General features: G+C 69.5%; 22 protein-coding genes. 4 read left to right on the forward strand and 18 right to left on the reverse strand.

What is annotated here, in order from left to right; all coding sequences use genetic code 11:
* Position 1: 1 nt before the first annotated feature.
* A complete protein-coding gene (locus tag DC434_RS10485; protein WP_116635213.1) occupies positions 2 to 1462 on the reverse strand; it encodes an aspartate ammonia-lyase in 1461 nt (486 codons plus the stop codon).
* Positions 1463 to 1522: 60 nt separating this feature from the next.
* Positions 1523 to 2443, reverse strand: a complete 921-nt coding sequence (locus DC434_RS10490) for a phosphodiesterase (protein WP_116635214.1) — start codon at positions 2441 to 2443, stop codon at positions 1523 to 1525.
* A 62-nt stretch (positions 2444 to 2505) separates the two neighbouring features.
* Here DC434_RS10490 and DC434_RS10495 point away from each other — a divergent pair, with 62 nt between their 5' ends.
* Entirely contained in the window at positions 2506 to 3072 is a 567-nt protein-coding gene (locus tag DC434_RS10495; protein ID WP_116635215.1) for a TetR/AcrR family transcriptional regulator, read from the forward strand.
* A gap of 15 nt (positions 3073 to 3087) precedes the next feature.
* On the opposite strand, the gene DC434_RS10500 is transcribed toward DC434_RS10495, so the two are convergent.
* Together DC434_RS10500 and DC434_RS10505 are read right to left on the reverse strand one after the other, a co-directional pair.
* Positions 3088 to 3423, reverse strand: coding sequence for a peptidase (locus tag DC434_RS10500; RefSeq protein ID WP_116635216.1), 336 nt, complete (start codon positions 3421 to 3423; stop codon positions 3088 to 3090).
* The gene (locus tag DC434_RS10505) at positions 3420 to 4778 is read right to left on the reverse strand and encodes an inorganic phosphate transporter (protein ID WP_116635217.1); all 1359 of its coding nucleotides are present in this window, start codon (positions 4776 to 4778) and stop codon (positions 3420 to 3422) included. Before DC434_RS10505 ends, DC434_RS10500 begins: the two co-directional genes overlap by 4 nt.
* Before the next feature lie 158 nt (positions 4779 to 4936).
* On the opposite strand from DC434_RS10505, the gene DC434_RS10510 reads away from it, so the two are divergent.
* Positions 4937 to 7063, forward strand: coding sequence for a S9 family peptidase (locus tag DC434_RS10510; protein ID WP_116635218.1), 2127 nt, complete (start codon positions 4937 to 4939; stop codon positions 7061 to 7063).
* On the opposite strand, the gene DC434_RS10515 is transcribed toward DC434_RS10510, so the two are convergent.
* From DC434_RS10515 to DC434_RS10545, 7 genes are all read right to left on the reverse strand, one after another.
* The gene (locus tag DC434_RS10515; RefSeq protein ID WP_116635219.1) at positions 7033 to 8061 is read right to left on the reverse strand and encodes a 6-phosphofructokinase; all 1029 of its coding nucleotides are present in this window, start codon (positions 8059 to 8061) and stop codon (positions 7033 to 7035) included. The genes DC434_RS10510 and DC434_RS10515 overlap by 31 nt on opposite strands.
* A gap of 201 nt (positions 8062 to 8262) precedes the next feature.
* Entirely contained in the window at positions 8263 to 10428 is a 2166-nt protein-coding gene (locus DC434_RS10520) for a DEAD/DEAH box helicase (protein WP_116635220.1), read from the reverse strand.
* A 210-nt stretch (positions 10429 to 10638) separates the two neighbouring features.
* The gene (locus DC434_RS10525; RefSeq protein WP_116635221.1) at positions 10639 to 11592 is read right to left on the reverse strand and encodes a bifunctional riboflavin kinase/FAD synthetase; all 954 of its coding nucleotides are present in this window, start codon (positions 11590 to 11592) and stop codon (positions 10639 to 10641) included.
* On the reverse strand, positions 11589 to 12026 hold the full coding sequence (locus tag DC434_RS10530; protein WP_243408889.1) for a hypothetical protein: 438 nt from the start codon (positions 12024 to 12026) through the stop codon (positions 11589 to 11591). Before DC434_RS10530 ends, DC434_RS10525 begins: the two co-directional genes overlap by 4 nt.
* A gap of 57 nt (positions 12027 to 12083) precedes the next feature.
* Positions 12084 to 12452: a hypothetical protein gene (locus DC434_RS10535; RefSeq protein WP_116635223.1), complete on the reverse strand. Its 369-nt coding sequence runs from the start codon at positions 12450 to 12452 to the stop codon at positions 12084 to 12086.
* Positions 12449 to 13342 (reverse strand): tRNA pseudouridine(55) synthase TruB, encoded by an 894-nt coding sequence (gene truB / locus DC434_RS10540; protein ID WP_116635224.1) that lies wholly within the window; start codon positions 13340 to 13342, stop codon positions 12449 to 12451. The genes DC434_RS10535 and truB overlap by 4 nt, the downstream gene beginning before the upstream one ends.
* 45 nt (positions 13343 to 13387) lie before the next feature.
* A complete protein-coding gene (locus tag DC434_RS10545) occupies positions 13388 to 14029 on the reverse strand; it encodes a hypothetical protein (protein ID WP_116635225.1) in 642 nt (213 codons plus the stop codon).
* Between the two features lie 83 nt (positions 14030 to 14112).
* Between DC434_RS10545 and DC434_RS10550 the strand changes: the two genes are divergently transcribed.
* The gene (locus DC434_RS10550; protein ID WP_243408904.1) at positions 14113 to 14982 is read left to right on the forward strand and encodes an A/G-specific adenine glycosylase; all 870 of its coding nucleotides are present in this window, start codon (positions 14113 to 14115) and stop codon (positions 14980 to 14982) included.
* 16 nt (positions 14983 to 14998) lie between these two features.
* Here the strand turns inward: DC434_RS10550 and DC434_RS10555 are convergent, their stop codons facing one another.
* The 5 genes from DC434_RS10555 to nusA all read right to left on the reverse strand — a co-directional run bounded on the left by DC434_RS10555 (position 14999) and on the right by nusA (position 21984).
* Positions 14999 to 17071: a helix-turn-helix transcriptional regulator gene (locus DC434_RS10555; protein WP_116635226.1), complete on the reverse strand. Its 2073-nt coding sequence runs from the start codon at positions 17069 to 17071 to the stop codon at positions 14999 to 15001.
* Positions 17072 to 17311: 240 nt separating this feature from the next.
* Entirely contained in the window at positions 17312 to 17737 is a 426-nt protein-coding gene (rbfA, locus tag DC434_RS10560; protein WP_116635227.1) for a 30S ribosome-binding factor RbfA, read from the reverse strand.
* Positions 17738 to 17850: 113 nt separating this feature from the next.
* Positions 17851 to 20589 carry a translation initiation factor IF-2 gene (infB, locus tag DC434_RS10565; RefSeq protein WP_116635228.1) on the reverse strand — a complete coding sequence of 913 codons (2739 nt, stop codon included), beginning with the start codon at positions 20587 to 20589 and terminating at the stop codon, positions 17851 to 17853.
* Between the two features lie 94 nt (positions 20590 to 20683).
* Positions 20684 to 20938: a YlxR family protein gene (locus tag DC434_RS10570; RefSeq protein ID WP_116635229.1), complete on the reverse strand. Its 255-nt coding sequence runs from the start codon at positions 20936 to 20938 to the stop codon at positions 20684 to 20686.
* Between the two features lie 59 nt (positions 20939 to 20997).
* On the reverse strand, positions 20998 to 21984 hold the full coding sequence (nusA, locus tag DC434_RS10575; RefSeq protein WP_116635230.1) for a transcription termination factor NusA: 987 nt from the start codon (positions 21982 to 21984) through the stop codon (positions 20998 to 21000).
* A gap of 66 nt (positions 21985 to 22050) precedes the next feature.
* Here nusA and DC434_RS10580 point away from each other — a divergent pair, with 66 nt between their 5' ends.
* Entirely contained in the window at positions 22051 to 23472 is a 1422-nt protein-coding gene (locus DC434_RS10580) for an NAD(P)/FAD-dependent oxidoreductase (protein ID WP_347707147.1), read from the forward strand.
* Here the strand turns inward: DC434_RS10580 and DC434_RS10585 are convergent.
* The gene (locus DC434_RS10585) at positions 23441 to 24481 is read right to left on the reverse strand and encodes a TIGR00730 family Rossman fold protein (protein WP_116635232.1); all 1041 of its coding nucleotides are present in this window, start codon (positions 24479 to 24481) and stop codon (positions 23441 to 23443) included. The two genes, DC434_RS10580 and DC434_RS10585, sit on opposite strands and share 32 nt — an antisense overlap.
* Before the next feature lie 87 nt (positions 24482 to 24568).
* Complete coding sequence (locus DC434_RS10590; RefSeq protein ID WP_116635233.1) at positions 24569 to 26323, reverse strand: proline--tRNA ligase; 1755 nt, start codon at positions 26321 to 26323, stop codon at positions 24569 to 24571.
* Positions 26324 to 26360 lie beyond the last annotated feature (37 nt).

Consider the following 26360-nt stretch of genomic DNA (forward strand, 5'->3'; position numbering starts at 1 on the left):
CTCAGATCTCGACCAGGTCCTCCGGCGTGATCACGGGGATCGCCGCCGTGATCGCCTCGAGACCGGAGAGCCGCGCCGGCGACAGCTGCTTCACGACCTCTTCCCGCGACATCAGGCCGGCCTCGACGACCAGATCGGCCACGTTGCGGTTCGTCAGCAGGGCGGTCTTCGCGAGGGCGGCGGCCGCCGCGTAGCCGATGAACGGCGTCAGAGCGGTGATGACGCCCACCGAGGCGCCGACCATGGCGCCGAGGCGGTCGCGGTTCGCGGTGATGCCGTCGACGCAGTTGACGCGCAGCGTCCACATCGCCTGACGCATCCAGGTGATGGACTGGAAGATCGAGTGCGCGATCACGGGCTCGAACGCGTTCAGCTGCAGCTGTCCGGCCTCGGCGGCCATCGTGACGGTCATGTCCGCGCCGGCGACGGCGAACGCCACCTGGTTGACGACCTCGGGGATGACCGGGTTGACCTTGCCGGGCATGATGCTCGAGCCCGCCTGCATCGCGGGCAGGTTGATCTCGCCGAAGCCGGCCTGCGGCCCGGAGGAGAGCAGACGGAGGTCGTTGCAGATCTTCGACAGCTTCATCGCATTGCGCTTGAGCGTCGACGAGAACGACATGAACGAGCCGGTGTCGCTCGTGGCCTCGACGAGGTCGGCCGACGTCTTCAGGTCGAGCGACGTGATCTCGCGCAAGTGCTTGAGCACGGCCGGCGCGTAGTCCGGGTGCGTCGTGATCCCGGTGCCGATGGCCGTCGCGCCCATGTTGATCTCGAACATGAGCGAGGCGTTCTCGGTCAGACGGGTGTGATCGAAGCCGAGCGTCGACGCGAAGCCGTGGAACTCCTGCCCGAGCGTCATCGGCACGGCATCCTGCAGCTGCGTGCGGCCGACCTTGAGCACGTCGTGGAACTCGCGGGACTTGCCGAGGAACGACAGGCGCAGCAGGTCGAGCTCCTCGAGCAGCGAGCGCAGCGTGAGCGACAGGCCGATCTTCACGGCCGTCGGGTACACGTCGTTCGTCGACTGGCTGCGGTTGGTGTGGTCGATCGGCGAGAGGAAGGCGTAGTCGCCCTTCTCCCGGCCCGCCATCTCGAGCGCGATGTTGGTGATGACCTCGTTCGCGTTCATGTTGGTCGAGGTGCCGGCACCTCCCTGGATCACGCCGACGGTGAACTGCTCGTGGAACTCGCCGTCGATCACGCGCTGGGCTGCGCGGTCGATGAGGTCCGCACGCTCGGGGTCGAGGACGCCGATCTCCCGGTTCGCCCGTGCGCTCGCCTGCTTTACCATCGCCAGCGCGATCACCAGATCGGGGTAGACCGAGATCGGGCGTTTGGTGATCGGGAAGTTCGCGTCGGCGCGGGCGGTGTGGATGCCCCAGTACGCGTCGACGGGGATCTCCATGCTCCCGAGGGAATCGGTCTCGGTGCGGGTCAGGGCAGGCGCGGCAGAAGCCATGTCACATCCTTGTGGGTCGTGGCGGGTGAGTGTGTGGGGGATGCGTCCAGTCTACGCGGCTCACCGTCCGGGTTTCCGGGAGAAGGCTTCGAGCCGCCCCTCCGGGGTGAGTCCCGCCATGCGCTCCAGCCACTCCTCGGAGAAGTAGCTCCCCGTCGCCGCATCCGTCACCGGGACGACCGAGTGCGTGATCGTGTCGGGGTGCACGTGCACGAGCTGGAAGGCCTGCGCGGCATCCATCCCGTTGACGTCCGCGGCCGGCAGGGCGACGTTCATCGTGTAGCACGTCGCAGACGCGACGCTCACCGGGACGCCGGCGAACGTGCCGTGCGAGGAGTAGTGCAGATGCCCGGCGAGGATGCCGCGCACATCGCTCCCCCGGATGATGTCGGCGAGCTCGTCCTGGTGACGCAGCTCCAGGATGTCGAAGAGCGGCAGGTGGCTCGGCAGCGGCGGATGATGCATCGCCAGCAGCGTGCCGTGCGGCGCCGGCACGGCGAGGACCTCTCGCAGCCAGTTCCGCTGCGCCGCGTCCAGATCTCCGTGGTGCCACCCGGGAACGCTCGTGTCCAGGGCGACGACGCGCAGCCCGTCGAGATCCCAGACGCCGGTGACGGGCTCCTCGGTCGGCGCCAGATCGAGCAGATCGCGCCGCAGCGCAGGGCGCTCGTCGTGATTGCCCGCAACCCAGATGACCGGGGCGCCCAGCTCGGCCGCGACCGGCTCGACCGCGGCGCGCAGGCGGCGGTAGGCGTCCGGCTCCCCCAGGTCGGCGAGATCACCGGTGACGACGATGGCGGCGGGGTTCGGATGCACGGCGCGGATCGCAGCGAGCGTCCGCGCGAAGTTCGCCTCGACGTCGTAGCGCCCGCCGAGACGCGCGCCTCCCGCGAGGAAGTGCGGATCGCTGACATGGATGAGGACGTGAGACGCGGGCCGGTGTCGGCCGAACGCGTACGCGCTGCCTGTTCCTGCTGACATGGCATCAGCCTATGCGCCCCCACCGACTACTGCGTCTGTAGTGCTCACACTAGGATTCGTTCATGGCCAAGAACGAGAGCCGACGACGCACCATCGCGGATGCCGGCCTGACCGTGCTCGCGCGAGACGGATCCCGTGGACTCACCCACCGCGCGGTCGATGTCGCCGCCGCCGTCCCGACCGGAACCACGTCCAACTACTTCCGCAGCCGCGACGCCCTCGTGGCAGGACTCGTCGAGCGCATCGGAGAGCGCCTGGCTCCGACGCCGGAGGACCTCGAGCGCCGCGCCTCCGCCACGCCGGGACCGGCGCTGTTCGCCGACTACGTCCGCGACATCGTCCGACGCCTCAGCGACGACCGCGACGTCACGATCGCCCTGTTCGAACTGCGTCTGGAGAGCAGCCGCCGCCCCGAGGTCGCCGCGGTCCTCGGAGCGTGGCAGCGCGCCGGCCTCGACGGCGACGTCGCGTTCAACGCGGCGGCGGGTCTGCCCGGGGGCCGACGCGAGATCGCGCTGTTCCACTACGCGATCGACGGCCTCCTGCTGGATCGGCTGACCTCGCCGATCGATCCGGACACCTCGACCGACGACATCGTCGACGCCCTGGTGGCCGGGCTGCTGCGTTGAGACGGCGGCCGAGGGTCAGTGACCGAGGACGATGATCAGGATGCCGGCGACGACCGCGGCGGCGCACATCACGAAGCAGCCGTAGGCGCCCACGAGTGAGAGCGACTTCTGCGACTCTGTCAGCGGGCTCTTCTTGGCCGCCTTCGCGGCCTGCTTCGCCGCCCGCTTGAGCTCCTTCTCGGAGATGACGGTGATCGCATCGGTGAACTCCGCGGGGCTCACCACCGGAGCGCGCCCGCTGCGCACGAGCAGTCGGAGACCGAGCGCGTAGAACGTGACGATGGCGGTGGCGCCGATCAGAGCGGCGGCGAACACCTGGAGGAAGGCGAGCCAGTCGATGGACACGTTCATGCGGAATCTCCGTCCCGGCCAGCATCCACGGGCTTCGGGCTCTTCCCGGACTTCGAAGCCCCCTTGGCCTCGGCCTTCTTCTTCGCCCGCGCCTTGGCCTCGGCCTTGGCCTTCTCCCTGGCCTCGGCACGCGCCTTCGCCTCCGCCTTCGCGCGCTCGATGCGCTGCTGACGACGCGTCGGCGGCGGCGTGTCGGGAACCTCCACCGCCAGGTGGGATTCGGCGACGTCGCTCATCGCGTTCGCGTGCGTCACCGCGTTGCGGCGCGAGCGCATGAAGAGACCGAGGATGATGAGCACGGCGATGACGGCGTCGATCGCGACGCCCCAGTTGCCGAGCCACACGACGAGCAGAGCGGCCAGTGCACCCACGCCACCCGCGGCCGGCAGCGTGAGCAGCCAGCCGACGCCGATGCGTCCGGCGGTGCGCCAGCGCACCGTGGACCCCCGGCGTCCGAGGCCGGAGCCGATGACCGATCCGGAGGCGACCTGGGTGGTCGAGAGGGCGAATCCGAGCGCGCTCGAGGCGAGGATCGTGGCGGCGGTCGAGCTCTCCGCCGCGAAGCCCTGCGCGGGCTTGACGTCGGTGAGCCCCTTGCCGAGCGTGCGGATGATGCGCCACCCGCCGAGGTAGGTACCCAGGGCGATGGTGAAGGCGCACGCGATGATCACCCAGAGCTCGGGCTCATGGTGGGCCCCGGACTGCCAGCCGATCGTGATCATCGCGAGAGTGATCACGCCCATGGTCTTCTGCGCGTCGTTGGTGCCGTGCGCGAGCGCGACCAGCGACGACGTGAAGATCTGGCCCCAGCGGAATCCGTCGCGACCGTCGGGCTTCCCGTCGTATCGACGGGTGATCGAGTACGCGATCTTGGTCGCCGCGAAGGCGATGATCCCGGCCGTGACCGGGGCGATCAGCGCCGGGAGCACGATCTTCGACAGCACGGCGCCGAAGTCGATGCCGCCGAGACCTGCGCCCACGAGCGTGGCCCCGATCAGTCCGCCGAACAGGGCGTGCGAGGAGCTCGACGGCAGGCCGAGGAGCCACGTCAGCATGTTCCAGGTGATGGCGCCGATGAGTCCGGCGAAGATCAGCGAGAGGAAGAGATCGGCGCCGGCGGCGATGATCGCGTCCTCCTTGATGATGCCACCCGAGATCGTCTTCGAGACCTCCGTCGAGAGGAAGGCTCCGATGAGGTTCAGGACGGCCGCGAGGAGGACGGCGGTCTTGGGCTTCAGCGCACCGGTGGCGATGGGCGTGGCCATCGCGTTCGCGGTGTCGTGAAACCCGTTGGTGAAGTCGAAGAACAGTGCCAGCGCGATGACAAGCACGACGATGAGGGCTGCGGTTTCCACCGTTCGCTTTCGGTCGTTTGAGGAAGAAAAGGAGATGTCGACGGGATCGACGTGATGAACGAAGAGTTCACCGTGGGTTTCACTTCCGTTTACCGGCCCCGCTAAATCCTCCCACCCTCCCCCGCGCCGGTCAACTCGACCTGGGATAGCGTGGGACGGTGACCGACGCCCCCACCGCAGACCGCCGCTCCACCACTCGCACCCACCACGGAGACGCGTTCGACGATCCGTACGAGTGGCTCCGCGCGAAGGAGTCCGCCGAGGTGATCGAGCACCTCGAGGCGGAGAACGCCCACACCGAGGCGGAGACCGCGCATCTCGCCGATCTCCGCGAGAAGCTGTTCGAGGAGATCAAGGGCAGGGTGCAGGAGACCGACCTGTCGGTGCCCACCCGTCGCGGAGAATGGTGGTACTACAGCCGCACCGAGGAGGGCGCGCAGTACGGCATCCACTGCCGGGCCGCCGCTGCCCCCGGCGACTGGACTCCCCCGGTTCTGGAGCCCGGCGTGCCCGTTCCCGGGGAGGTCGTCCTGCTGGACGGGAACGTCGAGGCCGAGGGCCATGAGTTCTTCTCGCTCGGGGCCTTCGACACCTCGGACGACGCGACCAAGCTGCTCTGGTCCACCGACTTCGAGGGCGACGAGCTCTACACGGTGCACGTGCGCGATCTGACGACGGGCATCACGCTCGACGACGTGATCCCGAACACCGGCGGCGCCTTCTTCACGCCGGACGGCACCGGCGTCATCTACACCACGCGGGACGAGGCCTGGCGGCCCGACACCCTGTGGCTCCATCGCCTGGGAACCCCCGTCTCCGAGGACGTCACGCTGTTCCACGAGCCGGATGAGAAGTTCTGGCTGGGGGCGGGGATCACGCGCAGCCGCCGCTACCTCGTGATCGGGGTCGGGTCGAGCATCACCGGCGAGGAGTATCTCGTCGACCTCGCCGGAGATCTCACGGCCGAGCCGCAGCTCGTATGGCCGCGGGTCGAGGGCGTCGAGTACTCGCTCGAGCACGCCGTCGTCGACGGCGAGGATCGCCTGCTGATCCTGCACAACGATGGGGCCCTCGACTTCGAGCTCGTCTCGGTCGCGGCATCCGACCCCCAGGGCGAGCGGCGCGTGGTGATCGCGCACGAGCCGGGCCGTCGACTCCTCGGAATGGATGCGTTCCGCGATTTCGCGACGGTCGAGTACCGCAGCGGAGGGCTCGAGCGCGTCGGCCTGCTGGACTACGCGACGGACGCCGTCGAGGAGATCTCCTTCGACGAGCCGCTGTACTCGGCCGGTGTCAGCGGCAACCCGGAGTGGCACTCGCCGTTCCTGCGACTCGGGTACACGTCGTTCGTGACCCCCGGCACCGTGTACGACCTCGATCTGGCCTCCCGCGAACTGGTGCTGCGCAAGCAGGTCGCCGTGCTCGGCGGGTACGACCCGACGGAGTACGGACAGCGGCGGGAGTGGGCGACGGCCTCCGACGGCACGCAGGTGCCGATCTCGCTGGTCTGGAAGCGCGCGTTCGGCGACCCCGGATCGGCACCGCGACCGGTGCACCTCTACGGCTACGGCTCCTACGAGCACTCGATCGATCCGGGTTTCTCCGTCGCCCGGCTCTCCGAGCTCGACCGCGGGGTCGTCTTCGCGGTGGCACACGTCCGCGGCGGCGGCGAGATGGGCCGCCAGTGGTACGAGGACGGCAAGCTGCTGCACAAGCGGAACACGTTCACGGACTTCGTCTCCTGCGGCCAGCACCTCGTCTCGACCGGCGTGACCACCCCGCAGCAGCTGGTGGCCGAGGGCGGCAGCGCGGGCGGTCTGCTGATGGGCGCGGTCGCGAATCTCGCTCCCGAGCTGTTCGCCGGCATCCTCGCCGCGGTCCCCTTCGTGGATGCGCTGACGACGATCCTCGACCCCTCACTGCCGTTGACCGTGATCGAGTGGGACGAGTGGGGCGACCCGCTGCACGACCCGGAGGTCTACGCGTACATGAAGTCGTACACGCCCTATGAGAACGTCCGCGACGGCGTCGCCTATCCGCGCATCCTCGCCGTGACATCGCTCAACGACACCCGTGTGCTCTATGTGGAGCCCGCGAAGTGGGTCGCCCGGCTCCGTGAGGCCGGCGCATCCGACGTCCTCCTGAAGTGCGAGATGATCGCCGGCCACGGCGGCGTCAGCGGACGCTACAACTCCTGGAAGGAGCGCGCGTTCGAGCTCGCCTGGCTGCTCGACACGCTCGGCCTGGCGGGCGCTCAGCCGAAGAGGGCAGCGGCCTCGTCGTAGCGGTAGCGCGGCACGGTGTGGAGCTCGCCGAGAGCGTCGGCGAAGGGCACGCGCACGATGTCGGTGCCCTGCATCGCCACCATCTGGCCCCAGGCGCCTTCGACGATCGCGTCTGCGGCATGCAGGCCGAGGCGCGTCGCGAGCACGCGGTCGAACGCCGAGGGCGACCCGCCGCGCTGGATGTGTCCGAGGATCGTGGCGCGCGTCTCGATTCCGGTGATGCGCTCGATCTCCGGCGCGAGCTGATCGCCGATGCCGCCCAGACGCGGACGGTTGAACGCGTCGAGGCCCTTGTCGCTGTACGCCTCTTCCATGCCGAGGAGCTTGAACCCCTCGGAGACGACGACCAGGGGCGCACGACCACGGTCGTGCGCGCTCGTGACGAGCGCCGTGATGTCGTCGATCGACATCGGCACCTCGGGGATGCAGATGACATGCGCCCCTGCCGCCATGCCGGCGTGCAGAGCGATCCAGCCGACGTGACGGCCCATGACCTCGGCGACCATGCAGCGCTGGTGCGAGTCTCCCGTGGTGCGCAGCCGGTCCATCGCGTCGGTGGCGATGTTCACGGCCGTGTCGAAGCCGAAGGAGTAGTCCGTGGCCTGCAGGTCGTTGTCGATCGTCTTCGGGACGCCGAGCACCTTGATGCCGTCCTTCGACAGGCGATCGGCGGCCGCGAGCGTGCCCTCGCCGCCGATCGCGACGATGCCGTCGATCTTGTGACCGTAGAGCGTCTTCGCGATGTTCTCGGCGCCGCCGCGCTCCCCCTCGTAGGGGTTCGTGCGGCTCGTCCCGAGGATCGTGCCGCCCACCTTGGAGAGACCCTTCACCTCGTGCCGGGTCAGCGGCATGAAGTCGCCTTCGACGACGCCGCGCCAGCCGTCGCGGATGCCGACGAACTCGAGGTCGTACGTGGTGGTGCCCTTGAGGACGATGCCGCGGATGACCGCGTTGAGTCCGGGGCAGTCGCCGCCGCTCGTCAGGATGCCGATCTTCATGCTGGTGCCTTCCGACGTTCGGGGAAAGGGGGAAAGGCGACGCTGCCTGCGATCGACACTAGTGCCACCGTGCGGTTCGGCGCCATTCGAGAGCGGCGAAAACCGATGATCTTTACGACGTCGAGACCGACCGTCGCAGAACTTCACGACACATCCGGTTTCGGACCCGAAATCGCCGTTAAGAAACCGGGTTCTTGACGCCTATGCCGCGCCCAGCGCCTGCCGCAGCAGGTGCATGAGGGCCGCCAGCTGCACCGGCTCCGCCGCCACGTCGTCGATCGCCTCGCCGTCGAGAGCGCGCGCCGCGAGCCCCTGCTTCTGGTCGATGAGCTCGGCGATCTTCGTGTCGATCGTGTGCGCGGCGATGATCCGCCACGCGGTGACCGGCTCGTCCTGTCCGATGCGGTGCACGCGGTCGATCGCCTGGGTCTGCTCGGCGGCCGTCCACGACAGCTCGGCCAGCACGACGTTGGACGCGGCCTGCATGTTGAGCCCGACGCCTGCGGCGGTGAGCGAGCAGACGGCGATGCCGACGTCGGGATCGCCGTTGAAGTCGTCGATCGCCTGCTGACGCGCCGTCGACGTCTGATCTCCGCGGATCGACACCGACCGGATCCCCGCGGCGGCGAAGTGCGCCTCCGCCTGATCCATCACGTCGACGTGCTTCGCGAAGAACACGACCTTGCCGACCGAGCGCTGCAGCTGTGCTGCGTAGTCGGCGGCGAGCTGCGCCTTGGCCTGACCGATGCGGCGAACCATCGTGAAGACGTTGTCTCCGCCGGTTCCGGCGGCCTTCGACTCCTCGAGCTCGTTCTGCGCGACGAGGCGCACGATGTCCTCGTCGATCTCGCCCGGGGCCCCCTTCGACGAGCTCAGGGACCCAGCAGAGGAGGAACGGGCCTCGATGATGCGGCGGTAGCGAGCGGCGAGCCGCTCCCCCAGCTCGCGCTCGGCCTGACGGATGCTGCGCCCGAACTCGTCGTCGAGCTGCACGGGCAGATCGGCGATCAGCTTGTCGGGGAGGTCGGCCGCGACGTCCTTCTTCTTGCGACGGACGATCCCCATGGAGATCACGGCGTCGCGTGCCTCGGGATAGAACGCCTTGTCCGCGGGGGTGAACCCGGTCGCGTCGAGCTTCTCCATCAGCTCGGGTCCGGGCTTCTCGCCCGTGGTCCAGCCGAGGAACCGCCAGATCGCGTCGAAGTCCTCGACGTCGTTGATCAGCGGGGTTCCGGTGAGAGCGAGCATGAGCGGGTCGCCGCCGGGCGTGCGCTCGCGCATCCGCGTCGCGAGCGAGAGCACGTTCTGCGACCGCTGCGACGAGAGGTTCTTGATGAAGTGCGCCTCGTCGACGACCATGCCGCGCAGACCGATCGAGCCGAGCCACGAGAGGTGGCGGTCGAGGATCTCGTAGTTGACGATGAAGACGTCCGCGAAGGCGTCGATGTCCTGGCCGTCGCCCTGGATGACCGTGGCACGGCGCTGGGGCGTCCACCGCTCGACCTCGCGGGCCCAGTTCATCTTCACGACGTTCGGGACGACCGCGAGCAGCGGATAGGCGCCGGCGACGGAGGCGGCGAGCAGCGACTGCGCCGTCTTGCCGAGTCCCGGCTCGTCGGCCAGCAGGAAGCTGCGGTGACCGGCGCGCACGGCTTCGAGGAAGCGGGACTGGTGCACCATCACCTCGAGGCCCTTGGGCGAGAGGTGGTCGTACTCGGGGGCAGGGGGCAGCTCCATCGTGGCAGCGGCTCCGCCCGCTCCGGTCTCGAACGCCTTGTAGAGCGGGCCCATCAGCTCCCACCCGTCGAGGCGACGACGCGGAGTCGAGGTGCTGCGCGGGGTCAGGTCCGGCGCGAGGAAGGGGTTCGCCAGCTGTCGGGACTCGACCGACGGAGGCGTGACCTGGCGCTCGGCGATCGCCGCGGGCACCGAGGAGATCTGCACGGGAGCCGCATCCGCGATGATGAGCTCCTCCGGTGCCAGCTCGGCTCCGGACTCGAGCAGCCAGTCTCGACGCATCCGCTTGGCGACCGGCGATGTCGCCTGGTCGGCTTCGAGGAGCTGGATCAGCGAGGTGTCGCGCGCGGCGGTCTTCGCGAGGATGGTCGCGACGCCGTCGAGCCGCTTGAGCAGCTCCGCGCGGGCGGGGTCGCCGATCTCGGCATCCGCCTTCACCCTGGCGCGCTCCTCGCGCACCAGGAACGCGATCACCTGGAACTTGACCCGATTGGTCGGGCCGAGCTTCCCTCGCTGCGACTTCGCCTCGATCTCGCGCACCTTGCGCGCGAGGATCGGGATGAGCGGGGCCTCGTCGTCTCGACGGGACGTCTTCTTGCGCCGCGTGGCGGCGGTTGCCGTGGTCGGCATGCTCCTCCTGAGCGTGAAGGCCCCGGCATCCTCATGAAGCCGTGAGCCGTTCTCGATGTCCGCGTGTGGCGTGAGCCAGGACCGTACGAACAGTAGTTCCGGTTCCCGCCGATGCACGCGATGCGCGTGAGGATCGGTTCGAACCGGTCACCAGTCTATGCCATCCGACCCCGGCGACGGAGGATTTCGTCACCGGAGCACGTCACGAGCTCAGCGGACAGCCCCGGTCAGCACCCGTCGCGCGTCCGCGACGTCGACGGCGATCTGGGCCGAGAGCTTGTCGATGCCCTCGTACGCGACCATGCCGCGCAGCCGCTCGACGAACTCGACGGTGACGTCGTGACCGTAGAGATCGAGGCTCGTCTCGTCGAGCACGTGCGCTTCGACCTGGCGCTCGAGCACGTCGTCGAAGGTCGGGTTGGTCCCGACCGAGATGGCCGACGGATGACGGATGCCGGTGTCATGGTCGATGAGCCATCCGGCGTAGACCCCGTCAGCGGGGACGAACGCGTCGACGATCGTCGAGAGGTTCGCGGTGGGGAAGCCGAGCTCCCGACCGCGCTTGAGCCCGTGGACGACTTCGCCGCGCACGTCGGGATGACGCCCGAGCACACGCGCAGCCTCCGTGACATCGCCGTCGATCAGCAGTTCGCGGATCCACGTCGACGAGACGCGCCGGGGCGACCCCGGCAGATACACGTCGTCGACGACCTCGACGGAGAAGCCATGCGCCGGCCCGAGTTCCCGGAGCAGCGCAGGCGTGCCCGCTCCCCCGCGACCGAACCGGAAGTCCTGCCCCACGAGGACCGTGGACACCTTCAGCGCGCCGACGAGGATGTCGACGACGAAGTCCTCGGCGCTGCGCGCCGCGAGCTCCTCGTCGAAGGTGAGCACGAGCGTCGCGTCGAGACCGAGTTCCCCGAGGAGCTCGAGCTTGCGGTCGACCGTCACGACGTTCTCCGGGCACCGATCGGGGCGGAGGACGGCGAGGGGGTTCCGGTCGAAGGTCACGGCGACCGCGCGGCTGCCCGACGCGGCTGCCGCCTCGTTCAGGCGGCGGATGACCGCTCGGTGGCCGGCGTGGACGCCGTCGAACTTGCCGATCGCCACCGCGCTGGGGCCGAAGTCGTCCGGCACCTCGGCGGGACTGCGGAACACGATCACGCGGTGACCTCGATCGGACGATCCGCGGCGGACGGCTGGTGCGTGCGGAGCCACCAGATGCCGAACACCGGCAGCACCAGCGGGATGAACAGGTATCCGCGCCCGAAGAGCGACCACACGGTCTCGTGCTGGAACAGAGCGGGAAGGAGGATGCTGAGCAGTCCGACGACGAGCACCCCGGTGAGCTCGAACACGATGGCGATCCAGGCGACCGTGTACCACCCTCGACGGCGCGCGAGGATGAGGGCGAGGGTGGCGAGGATGTAGACCACCGCAGCGAGTGCGGACAGCGAGTACGCGAGCGGCGCCTCGTCGAAACGCCGGACGATCTGCACGAAGCTGCGCCCCGTGGCGGCCAGCGCCATGACGGCGTAGACGATCACGAGGACGCGACCGATTCCGGTCATCCGAGTGGAGGGGGTGGTGGTGCTCATAGCGCATTCCATCTTAGAGCCGCGTGGGGATGCGGGACTCCGCCGGCGCTTCCGGCGTCATGCGATCTGCACGGTCCAGATGACCTGCATGCGCCAGAGCATGATCGCGATGGCCAGGGCGGCCACACCGAGGATCACCGTGCTCCACCTGCTGCGCTCCATCAGCGCCCACAGCACCGCCCCGACCGGCAGCAGCACCGCCGAGACCAGGTACACCCAGTACTCGAGCAGGTCGCCGGTGGGCGGATTGCCGGCCAACGGCGCGACGATCGCCGCGATCACCTGCACCACCAGGAGCAGCTCCACGAGCGCGAGGGCGCCGACGCTGACGTCGCTCGGTCGGCGGCCCGCGAGTCCGGCGACGATGCAGAAGGCGCCGGCGGCGACGGCCACGACGATCTGGACGACGGTCAGCCACAGGATCATCGCGCCACCTCCGGCATGTTCATGGCGCTCTTCAGATCGGCGCCCCGTCGTTCGACGATGCCCACCAGCGTGCCGTCCTCGTCGATCGCGGCGGCGAGAGCGCCGTCGAGGCGCGCGGCCTGATCGGCGAGCCTCTTGCCGTGCCGGAGGTCGCGCGCCTCGTCCGTCGATACCGTCAGAGGCTGGAGGATGCGCGCGGCGGCCTGGGCGGGCGTCAGCGTCGTCGCGTCGGCGAGGTCGTCGAGCACGACGGCATCCGACACCGCGAACGGACCCACCCGTGTGCGGCGCAGCGACGTGAGGTGACCGCCCACGCCGAGCGCCGCGCCGAGGTCGCGCGCGAGCGCGCGGATGTAGGTGCCGGACGAGCAGTCGACGACCACATCGAGGTCGAGGACGCCGTCCCCCTGACGTCTTGAGAGCACGTCGAACCGCGAGACGGTGACATCGCGTGCGGCGAGCACGACGTCCTCCCCCGCGCGCACACGGTCGTAGGCGCGGCGTCCGTCGACCTTGATCGCCGACACGGCGCTGGGGACCTGCGAGATCTCCCCGGTCAGCGCCGCGACGCCGGCGTGGATGGCGGTCTCGGTCACGGCATCCCATGCCTCCGGATCGGCCACCCCGACGATCTCGCCGTCGGCGTCGTCGGTGCCGGTCGTCTGCCCCAGACGGATCGTCGCCTCGTAGGTCTTGTCTGCGCCGACGACGTAGGTGAGCAGACGCGTCGCGCCCTCGATGCCGATCACCAGCAGTCCGGTGGCCATCGGATCGAGTGTGCCGGCGTGCCCCACCTTCCGCGTACCGAACGCGCGGCGCGTGCGGGCGACGACGTCATGACTGGTCAGCCCTGCGGGCTTGTCGACGAGGAGGATGCCGGGCGAGACCATCCCCCCAGCCTACGATGCGGGCCGCGTGCCGCCGTCACCCGACGATCAGCCGCACACCTCGTATGAGGGCGCGTCCCGCGACGTGACCGTCACGCTGCTCGCCTGGTCCTCGCCGTCTCGGAACTGGAAGAAGACGTGCCCGTCGGCATCACCGGGAAGGCGCATCCATGTGCCGCTCCCGATCTCATCCGATCCCTGCTCCGCGTCCGGGTATTCCGTGAGCACCTCCGCGGTCGACGCGCCGACGCCCAGTCCCTCCGCGGTCCGAGGACCCTGGACGCTGCCGAGGTCCTCCGCGGCCGAGTACACCGACACCTCGCTGACGGGCGCCGTGTCGGATTCGGTGCCGCGCACGAAGTACGCACCGTAGGACGAGTCCGCCGCCGTCCACCACGCCGTCCAGGAGCAGACGTCGTCGTTCTTCCAGGTGTCAGGGAGCATTCCGAGCACGGCGGCGAAGTCGCCGCCCAGCTCCGCGGGCCCGATCCCCGCCTCGCTGATGACCCAGGTCGCAGGGTCGGCGGGATCGGCCTCGGGAGTCGCGGTCGGCGTCGGCGTCGGCTCCGTCGAGGCGGTGGGTCCGGCCGAAGGCTCCTCCGCGGTCGAAGGCGCGCATCCGGTCAGGATGCCGAGGACGGCGGCCGCCGCGACCGCGGAGAAGACCCGTCGCATGTCGTTCGTTCGCATCGCCGCTCTCCGGTTCTCGAGCACGCGTCGCGCTCGCCTAGGCTGTCGTCGTGCCCGTGACCCCCTCACACCCTCTCGAGGAGATCGTCCGGCCGGTGCTCCGATGGTATCGACTCGGTGCCCGTGATCTCCCCTGGCGCCGCGCGGCGTTTCATGAGGAGTTCGGCGCATGGGGCGTGCTGGTGAGCGAGTTCATGCTGCAGCAGACTCCGGTCGCCCGCGTGATCCCGCACCTCGAGGCGTGGCTGGCGCGCTGGCCCACGCCTCCGGCGATGGCCGAGGCCTCCGCGGCGGACGTCGTGCAGCAGTGGGCCAACCTCGGGTACCCGCGCCGCGCACTGTGGCTGCATCGCGCCGCCGTCGAGGTGACAGCGCGCCACGGCGGCGTCGTCCCGCGCGACGTCGACGCGCTCCTCGCACTCTCCGGCATCGGCGACTACACAGCCAGGGCGGTCGCCGTCTTCGCATACGGAGACCGCCATCCCGTCGTGGACACCAACACGCGCCGCGTGCTCGCCAGGGCGGTGGAGGGTCGCGCGCAGCCCGCGCCGCCCTCCCGCCGGGACCTGACGCTGATGGAGTCGCTCCTGCCCTCGGACGACGTCGACGCCGCGGCCTTCAACGCCGGCGCGATGGAGCTGGGCGCGACGGTGTGCACGGCGCGATCCCCGCGCTGCGAGGTCTGTCCTCTCGCCGGCACCTGCGCCTGGCTCGCCGCGGGACGGCCCGACACCGGCGACACCCGCCGACGCCAGGCGGCGTACGAGGGTTCGGACCGGCAGGCACGTGGCGCGGTCCTGCGGCTGCTGCGCGATGCCGCGCCCGCTCCGGTGCCGCTGCACACGGTCCTGCACGACTGGCCGGATGCGCGACAGCGCGATCGGGCGATCGACTCCCTGATCGCCGACGGGCTCGCGGAGGCGGACGGAGAATCGATCTCCCTGCCGCGCTGACAGACCGCCTCGCGGCTCAGACGTGCCGATTGGTGCGGTGCGCGAGCGCCGTGAGCTCCACCCGCCGACGCACGTCGAGCTTGGCGAAGACGCGCCCCAGGTGCACCTCGACCGTCCGGACGGAGACGCTCAGGGCCGCGGCGATGTCCTTGTTCCCCGCGCCGCCCACAGCGAGCATCGCCACCTCCACCTCGCGTGCGGTCAGCAGCTGCGACCAGACGTGTCGGCACGACGACAGAGGGTCCGTGGGGACATCCGCCTCGGCCCCGTGCGGCTCCAGGCGATCGAGCCGATCCCTGACGGCCCGCGCCCAGGCGGCCGCCCCGGCGAGTTCGAAGAGATGCCGGGCGATCCGCAGATGACCTCGCGCGGCGACGACGTCATCGCGGATGGCGCACTGGACGCCGAGCATGGTCTCGACGCGCGCTCTCGCGAAGGGCGAACGCAGGGTCCGGGCGGCGGCGTGCACCTCGTCGCGCTCGGACCGCCAGCGCGCGTCGGTCGTGGTCGCGATCCTGATCCGGAGTTCGTGCGCGAGGAAGACCTCCGGCGGCGCGACGATGCTCGGAGCATCCGAACCGGTCTCCGCGGTCGCGGCGACCTCGTCGAGACCGGGCACCGAGAGGGTCGTCTGCGGTGCCCCCAGGTCGAGCCAGAGCCGCATCGACGCGGCGGCATCGTCGAACGCACCGGCGAGGAACGACGCGATCGCCCTGTCGACCAGGACGTCGATCCTCGTCGCCGGCGGGAGCGCGGCCGTGAGGCAACGGGAGACCGGACCGATCTCGCCGCGCACCGCGAGATCCAATCGGCGTGCGAGCACGACCCCCAGGCCGGCGAACGGCATCGCGATCGGGAGCTCACGCGCGGCGAGCAGGATCCGTTCGCGAGCACGACCGATGTCGCCGCGCCACACGAGCAGCAGCACCTCGACGACCGACCGATAGGCCCGGACCACCGGGCTGAACTCGAAGCCGGCCACGAGGGAGTCCGGTTGCTCATCCATGATCGCGTCCGCTGCCAGGGTCCGCAGTCCGAGGTCGACATCCCCGTCGACGGCCGCGCGCAACGCGCTGAGCATCCGTCCGCTGAGCGGCCCGGTTCCGGTGATCTCGTCGAGGTCGCGGTCTCCGACGAGAAGCCAGCTCAGGGCGATCACCGGATCGCGGAGCTCACGCTCAGCGCCGACGCGTGCCGCGCCGACACGCAGAGCATCCAGCCATCGGCGCATTCCCGGGCGATCGCCGCGCTCCGCGCAGAGCACGGCGGCGAGGGCGGCTGCACGGGTCCACGAATACCAATCGCCGGTGTCGTCCGTGCGGGGGCGGAGGGAGCTCGGGTCCACGTCCGGCACCGCACCCTGAAGATGCGTGCGGGCGGTGATCAATCCCGCGAGCCCCTGCAGCCGGTGGCGCTCGGTGCCGTCGGGGAACAGGCTCCCCAGCCACTCCGCGGCTTCCACCGTGAACCCCGCGCCCACTGAGGCCGCGCCCGCGACGAGCCGCGCCTCATCCCGGTCGGCGCCCTCCGCATGCTTCGTCGCCTCCCGCGCGAGGAGCAGAGCACGCTCCGGATGGCCGGCTTCCGACAGCTCCCGGGCGATCCGGGTGAGTTCGGCGGCGGCGCGCGGGTCCTGCTCGAGCGAGGCCCGCGCCCGGTGCCAGTCCGCACTCACCGCATCACCCCGATTCCGGAAGACCCGGCTGAGCCGATCGTGCACGGCGCCGACGACGGCGGCGTCCGTCCTCGCCTGGACCCAGATCGCCAGACGCGTGTCCGTGAACCGCACTCTCCCTGCCCGGACGATCAGGTGCCGAGCGACCGGAGCCGCCGAGATCTCGAGCGCGGACCGACCGTCGAACGTCAACAGCGGATCGAGTCGGTCGTCGAGCGTGACGGAGAGCGCGAGGAGGAGGTCGCGATCTCGCGCCGGGAGGAGGAGGTCGTGAAAGCGGGCGGCGATCGCCGGGACGACCGGAAGCGGCGTCGGCAGCGGGCGCAGCCCCGCCCGCTGCGCCGGCAGCAGGCGCTCCACGACCTCACGGATGGCCGGCACGTCGCCCTGCAGCTCGACGGCCAGTCGAGACACGACGTGGGGCGCGCATCCCCACCCGCGGGAGAGCAGATCGTCGAGAAGCGCCTCGATGACCTCCGGCGTGGCCGGGAGGCCCCTCTGCGCGTTCGAACCCTCGATGCCGATCCCCCTCAGCTCGGCGGGATGCGATCCCGCAGAGGCGAGGCTAGCAACGGGGAGTCTCCGGCGGAGCGTCTCACCGACGTTGTATATCGGTCGACGTTCCTGCCGGAGCAGACCTGCAGCCGGACGAGGTCAGTCCTGCTCGTCCTCGGTGCGATAGGGGTCGGCGTCGCCGGCGTGCGATGCCGAGGAGGCGAGCTTCGCGACCTCTGCATCGCGCTCCTGCGCCTCACGCAGGAGAGCGCCGATGTGGTCGGCGTTCTCCGGGAGCGCATCGGGGATGAACTCGAGCGTCGGCACGAGCCGCGTACTGAGCTGTCGTCCGACCTCGCTGCGCAGCATGCCCGTGGCCGAGGTGAGCGCTGCACCGCTGGCGATGCGCTCCTCCTCCGTGCCCAGCACCGTGTAGAACACGGAGGCATGCTGGAGGTCGCCGCTGACGCGGACGTCGGTGAGGGTGACGAAGCCGAGGCGCGGGTCGCGCAGCCCCTTCTCCAGCCGCTCGGCGAGGATCACGCGGATCCGGTCCGCCAGACGAGCCTGTCGTTCACCAGCCATTGTTCTCTCCTAAGACCTGGCGGTCGTTGAGCGAGCGAAGCGAGACGAAACGCCCTGTAGAAGACGTCTCGTCTCGTCGCTTCGCTCCTCGCTCAACGACCGCGGTGGTTTGATCAGCCGCGAGGCTTCTCGACGAGCTCGGTCGTCTCGATCTCGTCACCGATCTGGATGTCGTTGAACTTGCCGAGACCGATACCGGCCTCGTAGTCCGTGCGAACCTCGGTGACGTCGTCCTTGAAGCGGCGCAGCGACTCGATGGCGAGGCCATCGGCCACCACGACACCGTCGCGGATGACACGTGCCTTGGCGTTTCGCGTGATCGTTCCCGACCGCACGATGACACCGGCGATGTTGCCGAACTTCGACGAGCGGAAGACCTCGCGGATCTCGGCGACGCCCGACTGGACCTCTTCGAACTCCGGCTTGAGCATGCCCTTGAGCGAGCTCTCGATCTCATCGATGGCGTTGTAGATCACCGAGTAGAACCGGATGTCGACGCCCTCGCGCTGAGCGCGCTCACGCGCCTTCGTGTCGGGACGCACGTTGAAGCCCACGATGATCGCGTTGTCGATCGTCGCGAGGTTCACGTCGGACTCGGTGATCGCACCGACTCCGCGGTGGATGATGCGCAGCTGCACCGAGTCGTCGACCTCGATCTTGAGGAGCGACTCCTCGAGCGCCTCGACAGCACCCGACACGTCGCCCTTGATGATGAGGTTGAGCGACTCGACCTTGCCCTCTTCGAGTGCACGGGTGAAGTCCTCGAGCGAGATGCGCTTGCGGGCCTTGGCCAGCTGAGCGTTGCGCTCGACCGCTTCACGCTTCTCAGCGATCTGACGGGCCATGCGGTCCTCGTCTGTGACGATGAACACGTCGCCGGCGCGCGGCACGGAGTTCAGACCCTGCACCTGCACGGGACGCGACGGGTAGGCCTCGAGGACCTGCTCGCCGTTCTCGTCGGCCATCGCACGCACGCGTCCGTAGGCCGTACCCGCGACGATCGCGTCGCCGACCCGGAGCGTTCCGGACTGGATGAGCACCGTGGCGACCGAACCGCGACCCTTGTCGAGCTTCGCCTCGATGGCGACACCGCGAGCGGCCTTGTTCGGGTTGGCCGTCAGGTCGAGACCGGCGTCGGCGGTGAGCAGCACCGCATCCAGGAGGTCCTGGATGCCGGTGTTGGCTCGCGCCGAGACGTCGACGAACATGACGTCGCCACCGAACTCCTCCGCGACCAGACCGTACTCGGTGAGCTGCTGGCGCACCTTGGACGGGTTGGCGTCGGGCTTGTCGACCTTGTTCACGGCGACCACGATCGGCACGTTCGCCGCCTGGGCGTGGTTCAGGGCCTCCACCGTCTGCGGCATGATGCCGTCGTCGGCCGCGACCACGAGGATCGCGAGGTCCGTGACCTGCGCACCACGGGCACGCATGGCGGTGAACGCCTCGTGACCGGGGGTGTCGATGAACGTGATGGCACGTTCGATGCCCTCGTGCTCCGTCCACACCTGGTAGGCACCGATGTGCTGGGTGATGCCTCCGGCCTCACCCTCGATGACGTTGGTCTGGCGGATCGCGTCGAGAAGGCGCGTCTTACCGTGGTCGACGTGACCCATGACGGTGACGACCGGCGGACGGATCTCGAGGTCGTCCTCGCTCTCCTCCTCCAGCTCCTGCTCGAGGTTGAGACCGAAGCCCTCGAGGAGCTCCTTGTCCTCGTCCTCGGGCGAGACCATCTGGATCTTGTAGCCGAGCTCGGCGCCCAGGACCTCGAAGGTCGCCTCGTCCAGCGACTCGGTGGCCGTGGCCATCTCGCCGAGGTTGAAGAGGATGGTGACGAGGGTTCCCGGCTGCACGGTGTAGCCGGTCAGCGTCTCGATCTTGTCGGCGAAGTCCGCGATGGATGCGCCGCGACGCATGCGGATGATCTCCCCGTTGCCACGGGTGACGTTGACGCCACCGACGACCGGGGCGCTCCGCATCTCGAATTCCTGCCGCTTCGCCCGCCGCGACTTGCGCTGCTTGCTCTTGCCGCCGCCCTTGCCGAAGGCACCGGCGGTACCACCACCGGGACCGCGGCCACGGCCGCCGCCACCACCGGGACGACCGGCGAAACCGCCACCGGGACGTGCACCGGGGCCGCCTGCACCACCGGGTCCACCCGCGCCGCCGGGACGACCGGGGCCGCCGGGACGCTGCTGGAACGGTGCGCCGCCGGGACGACCGCCACCACCGGGGCGACCTGCGCCACCGGGACGCGGGGAACCGGGACGCGGGGCGCCCGGACGCGGAGCGCCGGGGCGAGGCGCCTGCGGGCGCGGGATGTTTCCGGGCGTCGGGCTCGGGCGCTGGCCCATGCCCTGCGCGGAAGCGAAGGGGTTGTTGCCCGGACGGGGACCCGCCGGACGCTGGCCCATCCCCTGCGAAGAGGAGAACGGGTTGTTGCCGGGGCGCGGGGCACCGGGCTTCGGGGCGCCGCCGTCATCGGACTTCGCCGGTGCCGGCTCGGCTGCCGGAGCGGGGGTCTCCGCGGCGGGAGCAGGTGCTTCCGGAGCGGGGGCCGCCGGAGCGGGAGTCTCGGGGGCGGGCTTCGGGCCGGGCTTGGGGCCCGGGGTCGGAGCCTGCTTGGCGGCGGGCTTCGCTGCGGGCTTGGCCGCAGGCGCGGCATCCGCACCGGCCTTGAGCGAGCCGTCGGCCTCGATCGCCGCACGCAGCTTGCGCGCCACCGGCGGTTCGATGGTCGAGGACGGGCTCTTCACGAACTCGCCGAGTTCCTTGAGCTTTGCAAGAGCGACCTTGCTGTCGACGCCGAGTTCGGCGGCGATCTCATGTACGCGTGGTTTACCAGCCACAATTCTCCTGTCTGAGTCGGTCCACCCAGACAGGGCAGACCACTAGTCGCGGACGGGTCTCATTTCGAGCCGTTCACTTTGTTTCCATAGCTGTTCAGCCTTTGTTTCTTGGTGGGTGCTGTTCGAAGGTCCGCGTGTCCAGCTGAGTGGACACGCGCAGTGCTCGTCCGAATGCGCGACGCCGCAGAGCGGCATCCATGCATTCCTGTGTCGGATGCAGCCACGCGCCTCTCCCCGGCAGAACGGCACGCTCGTCGATGACGAGCACGTTGTTCTGGGACACCACTCTGAGAAGAGAGGAGCGGGGAGCACGCGTGCGACAGCCGACGCACGTTCGTACGGGTTCCATCTTACACCTGCGTTCCCTCGCCCCTCTCCCCGCGTGGTGCGAGTCGGGACGAGATCCGGTCAGTCGTCGAGGACGCTGTCGGGCTGGATGTCGATCTTGGCTCCGGTGAGCTTGGCGGCCAGGCGGGCGTTCTGCCCCTCCTTGCCGATCGCGAGCGACAGCTGGTAGTCGGGCACCAGGGCGCGCACGGCCTTGGTGCCGGCGTCGAGCACGAAGGCGCTCGTCACCTTGGCAGGCGACAGGGCGTGCGCCACGAAGGTCGCCAGGTCCGGGTCGTGATCGACGATGTCGATCTTCTCCCCCGCGAGCTCCTCGGTCACCGCGCGGACGCGGCGCCCCATCTCGCCGATGCAGGCACCCTTCGCGTTGATCGACGGATCGTTGGCCTTCACCGCGATCTTGGTCCGGTGCCCGGCCTCGCGGGCGAGCGAGACGATCTCCACGAGACCGGCCGCGATCTCGGGCACCTCCAGCGCGAAGAGCTTGCGCACGAGGCCGGGGTGGGTGCGCGACACCGTGATCTGCGGACCCTTCAGCCCCTTCGCGACGCTGGTCACGTACACGCGCAGGCGGGATCCGTGGGTGTACTCCTCGCCCGGAACCTGCTCCTCGGGGGGCAGGATGGCCTCGACGGAGCCGAGATCGACGTGGATCATCCGCGGGTTCGGTCCCTGCTGGATGACGCCGGCGACGATGTCGCCTTCCTTGTCCTTGAAGTCGCCCAGCACGACGTCGTCCGCGATGTCGCGGAGGCGCTGGCTGATGACCTGCTTGGCGGCGAACGCGGCGATGCGGCCGAAGTCGTCGGGCGTCGCGTCCTCCTCGCCGATGATGGCGCCCTCTTCGTCCTTGACGACCTGCAGCACGGCGACGTGGCCGGACTTGCGGTCGAGCTCGACGCGGACGCCCTCGGGCGTGGCACCGTCAGCGGCGACGTGCTTGGAGTACGCGGTCAGGATCGCCTGCTCGATGATCGAGACGAGCTCCTCGAAGGGGATCGCCTTCTCCTTCTCGATGCCTCGCAGCAGACTCAGTTCGATGTCCATGACGGCCTCCCTATTCAGCTCTCGTCGCGCCTGATCGCACGCGCGACATCCGTACCACGATACCCTGTGCCCACCGCCTGTTGCCACGGCGGCAGCCGCGCCGCCGCGGCGAAGACGCCGCAGGAGGACCACGTGAACTCGTTCGACACCATCGTGATCGGCGCCGGGATGTCGGGCGTCACGGCTGCGCGGATGCTGACGGACGCCGGCCAGCGCGTCGTGGTGCTCGAGGGGCGCGACCGCATCGGCGGACGGATGAACTCGGACCGGCAGGCCGGGTTCCCCGTCGAACTCGGGGCGTCATGGATCCACGGGATCGACGGCTCGGCGCTCTGGCGACTCGCTCAGGCCCTCGATGTGCCGACGCTGGAGTACACGGTGGGCAGCTTCCAGGTCGGCGGGCGCCCGATCGAGAACTTCGACGGCGACGGCAGACCGATGGATGCCGATGCCACCGCACGATGGATCGCGGATGTCGACGAGGCGGACCGTCTCCTCGTCGAGGAGATCGCGGCGTCCTCGCCCGGCGACACGTATCTGGACGTCACCGAGCGCGCACTCGACCGCTCCGGGCTCGCACCCGAGCGCATCGACGAGATCCGCGAGTTCTTCCGCCACCGCGTCGAGGAGCAGTGCGGCGCGTGGATCGGCGACCTCGACGCTCATGGCCTCGACGAGGACGCGATCGACGGCGAGGAGGTGATCTTCCCGCGCGGCTACGACGAGCTGCCGCACCGCATCGCCGCGGGACTCGACATCCGCCTCGACCACGTCGTCACGCACGTCGCGCGGTCGGCGGCCGGAGTCGTCGTCCGCACCAGCGATGCCGAGTTCACCGCTGATCGCGCGGTCGTGACCGTGCCGCTCGGGGTGCTCAAGAGCGGCTCCCTCGTCTTCGAGCCCGCGCTTCCCGATGCCGTCGCCGGCCCCATCGACCGGCTGGGCATGGGCGTCTTCAACAAGATCTTCCTCCAGTTCCCCGAGCGGTTCTGGAACGAGGAGAGCTACGTCATCCGCGCGCTCGGCGAAGCCGGTGAGCACTGGCACTCCTGGTACGACGTCTCGGCGGTGAGCGGCATCCCGACCCTGCTCACGTTCGCCGCGGGGCCGTTCGGTCGGCACATGCAGGAGCTCCCGGACGACGAGGTCGTGGCCGACGTGGTCCGTGCGCTGCGGGTCCTCTACGGCGATGCGGTCGGAGAGCCCGTGGCGCACTGGATCACGCACTGGGGTGAGGACCGCTTCTCCGTCGGCTCATACTCCCACCTCGCCCTCGGCTCCTCGCATCACGATCACGACGAGCTCGCCGGTCCCGTGGACGACGTGCTGCACTTCGCCGGCGAGGCGACCTGGGGCGCTGAGCCCGCGACCGTCGGAGCGGCGTACTACTCGGGGCAGCGGGCTGCGGAGCGCATCCTCGGCCGGTCGGTGGATCTCGACGCCTTCGCCGCGGGCATCACTGCGCGCGAGCAGACGGAAGATCGTTGATCGCCCGGATGAGCCGGAACAGGTTCCCGACCTGACGCTGGTCCAGGTGCAGGATCAGTCGCGGCAGGTGCAGCACGTCGTCGTCGGCGACCTCGGCCCTCCGGGGCGCCGCTCGTTCGATCCGCCCGGACGAGAGCATCAGCGCGAACTGCTCGTTCAGCGACTCGATCTCGGCATCCGTCGGCTCGTTCCGCAGACGCAGGACGAGCGAGTCGCCGATCCAGCGGAGCGAATCGTAGTTCCGCCAGAAGCCGGCGATCTCGGCGCGCGCCTTGTCCGCGGAGTCGGTGACGACGACCCGGTCGAAGTCGCCGGGTGAGATGACGCCCATCGGCTCGAGGGTGTCATCGATGTAGCGCTGCAGGCCCTGCCAGAACGTGCCGCCGGGCTGATCGAGGAGCACGATGGGCGTCGGCTCCGCCTTGCCGGTCTGCTGGAGCGTGAGGAGCTCGAACATCTCGTCGAGCGTCCCGAAACCTCCGGGCAGGCAGATGAACCCGGAGGATTCCTTGACCAGCATCAGCTTGCGCGTGAAGAAGTACTTCATCGCGACGACCTGACCCTGACCCGTGACGAGGCTGTTCGCCTTCTCCTCGAAGGGAAGCCGGATCGAGACGCCGAGCGAGAGTTCGGGGCCCGCCCCCTCCGCCGCGGCCTGCATGATCCCTGGACCCGCTCCGGTCACGACCATCCAGCCGTCGGTCGCGAGGGCCGCTGCGATGTCGCGAGCCTGCAGGTAGAGCGGGTCGTCCTGTCGCGTGCGCGCGGATCCGAAGACCGTGACCTTCGGCACGCCGTGGAACGGCGCGAACAGCCGGAACGCATCGCGCATCTCGGCGAGGGCTGCGGAGGCGATCTTCAGGTCCAGTCGGCCCGCATCGTCCTCACCGAGACCGATCGCCGTGCGGATCATCCGCGTCACGAGCCTGCGTTCGTCATGAACTCCCGCGTCGTCGAGGAGCGCGTCGATCTCAGCGGTCAGGGTCTCCGCCAGCGGTTCGTCCGTCATGATCCCAGCGTCGCATGTGGGAAGGAGCTGATGCATCCCGCAACGCCGCGCTCCGCGGGAGAGCGGGCGCGGCGTTCGGGCAGACACTCAGCGGGTCAGGCGTTCCACGACGTCGCCGACGGAGATCGCGTCGCGCTCCCCTGTGCTCCGGTCCCAGAGCTCGACCTGACCATCGGCGGCGCCGCGGCCGACGATGACGATCTTGGGCACGCCGACGAGTTCCGCGTCGCCGAACTTCACGCCGGGCGAGACCTTGGGTCGATCGTCGTACAGCACGTCGAGTCCGGCGCCTTCCAGCTGCGCCGAGAGCTCTTCAGCGACGTCGAAGGCGACCTGGTCGCGACCCGCGGCCACGACCTGCACGTCGAACGGCGCGACGGATGCCGGCCAGATCAGGCCCTTGTCGTCGTTGTTGAGCTCGGCGATGATCGCGAGGATGCGGGTCACGCCGATGCCGTAGGAACCCATCGTGACGGTGACGAGCTTGCCGTTCTCGTTGAGGACCTTGAGCCCCAGCGCCTCGGCGTACTTGCGACCGAGCTGGAAGACGTGTCCGATCTCCATGCCGCGAGCGAGCTCGACGGGACCGGAGCCGTCGGGAGCGGGGTCTCCGGCACGGACGTTCGCGATCTCGACGATGCCGTCTGCGAAGAAGTCCCGCCCGGCGACGACCGAGTGCGCGTGCTTCTGGTCGATGTTCGCGCCGGTGATCCAGCTGGTGCCCTCGCTGACGCGCGGGTCGACCAGATAGCGGATGCCGGTGGCCGACTCCTCGCCGAGCACCGCACCGGTCGGCGACCAGGGGCCGATGTAGCCCTTCACGAGCAGCGGGTTGTTCTCGAAGTCGTCGGCCGTGGCCGTCGCCACCTCGGCGGGGGCGAAGGCCACTTCGGCGCGCTTCTCGTCGACCTCGCGGTCGCCGGGGATGCCGACGATGACGAGTTCGCGGGTGCCGTCGAGGTGCGTCAGCGAGAGGACGACGTTCTTGAGCGTGTCCGCAGCGGTGTACTCGCCGTCCAGGTGTGCATTGGTGTGCGCGACGAGCGTCTCGATGGTCGGGGTGTCCGGCGAGTCGAAGATGACCGGCGCCGCATCGGCGTCGAACGCGATCGCCTCGGGGACAGCCGTCGTGAAGGCCTCGACGTTCGCCGCGTAACCGCCGGCGCTGCGGACGAAGGTGTCCTCACCGACGGGCGTGGGGTGCAGGAACTCCTCGCTGCGCGAGCCGCCCATCGCGCCGGCATCCGCCTGCACGATGACGTACTCGAGCCCGAGACGCTGGAAGATGCGCTCATACGCGTCGCGCTGCGACTGGTAGCTGGCGTCGAGGCCCTCATCCGAGGCGTCGAAGGAGTAGGCGTCCTTCATCGTGAACTCGCGACCGCGGAGCAGACCTGCGCGCGGGCGCGCCTCGTCGCGGTACTTGTCCTGGATCTGGTAGATCGTCAGCGGGAGATCTTTGTACGACGAGTACAGGTCCTTCACGAGCAGCGTGAAGGCCTCCTCGTGCGTGGGCGCGAGGAGGTAGTCGCCGCCCTTGCGGTCCTGGAGCCGGAACAGCAGATCGCCGTACTCCTCCCAGCGCCCGGTCGCCTCGTACGCCTCACGCGGCATGAGCGCCGGGAAGTGCACCTCCTGCGCGCCGGCCTCGGCCATCTCCTCACGGACGACGGCCTCGATCTTCGCCTTGACGCGCAGACCCAGTGGCAGCCACGCGAAGATGCCGGCAGCCTGCGGGCGGATGTATCCCGCCCGGATCAGCAGCTTGTGGCTGGCGACCTCTGCACCGGCAGGGTCTTCGCGGAGCGTACGGAGGAAGAATTTCGAGAGACGAGTGACCACGGCTCAAGTCTAGTGAGCCGTGGACACCCGTCTCTGC

The sequence above is a fragment of the Microbacterium sp. TPD7012 genome (assembly GCF_003075395.1).
Lineage (GTDB): Bacteria > Actinomycetota > Actinomycetes > Actinomycetales > Microbacteriaceae > Microbacterium.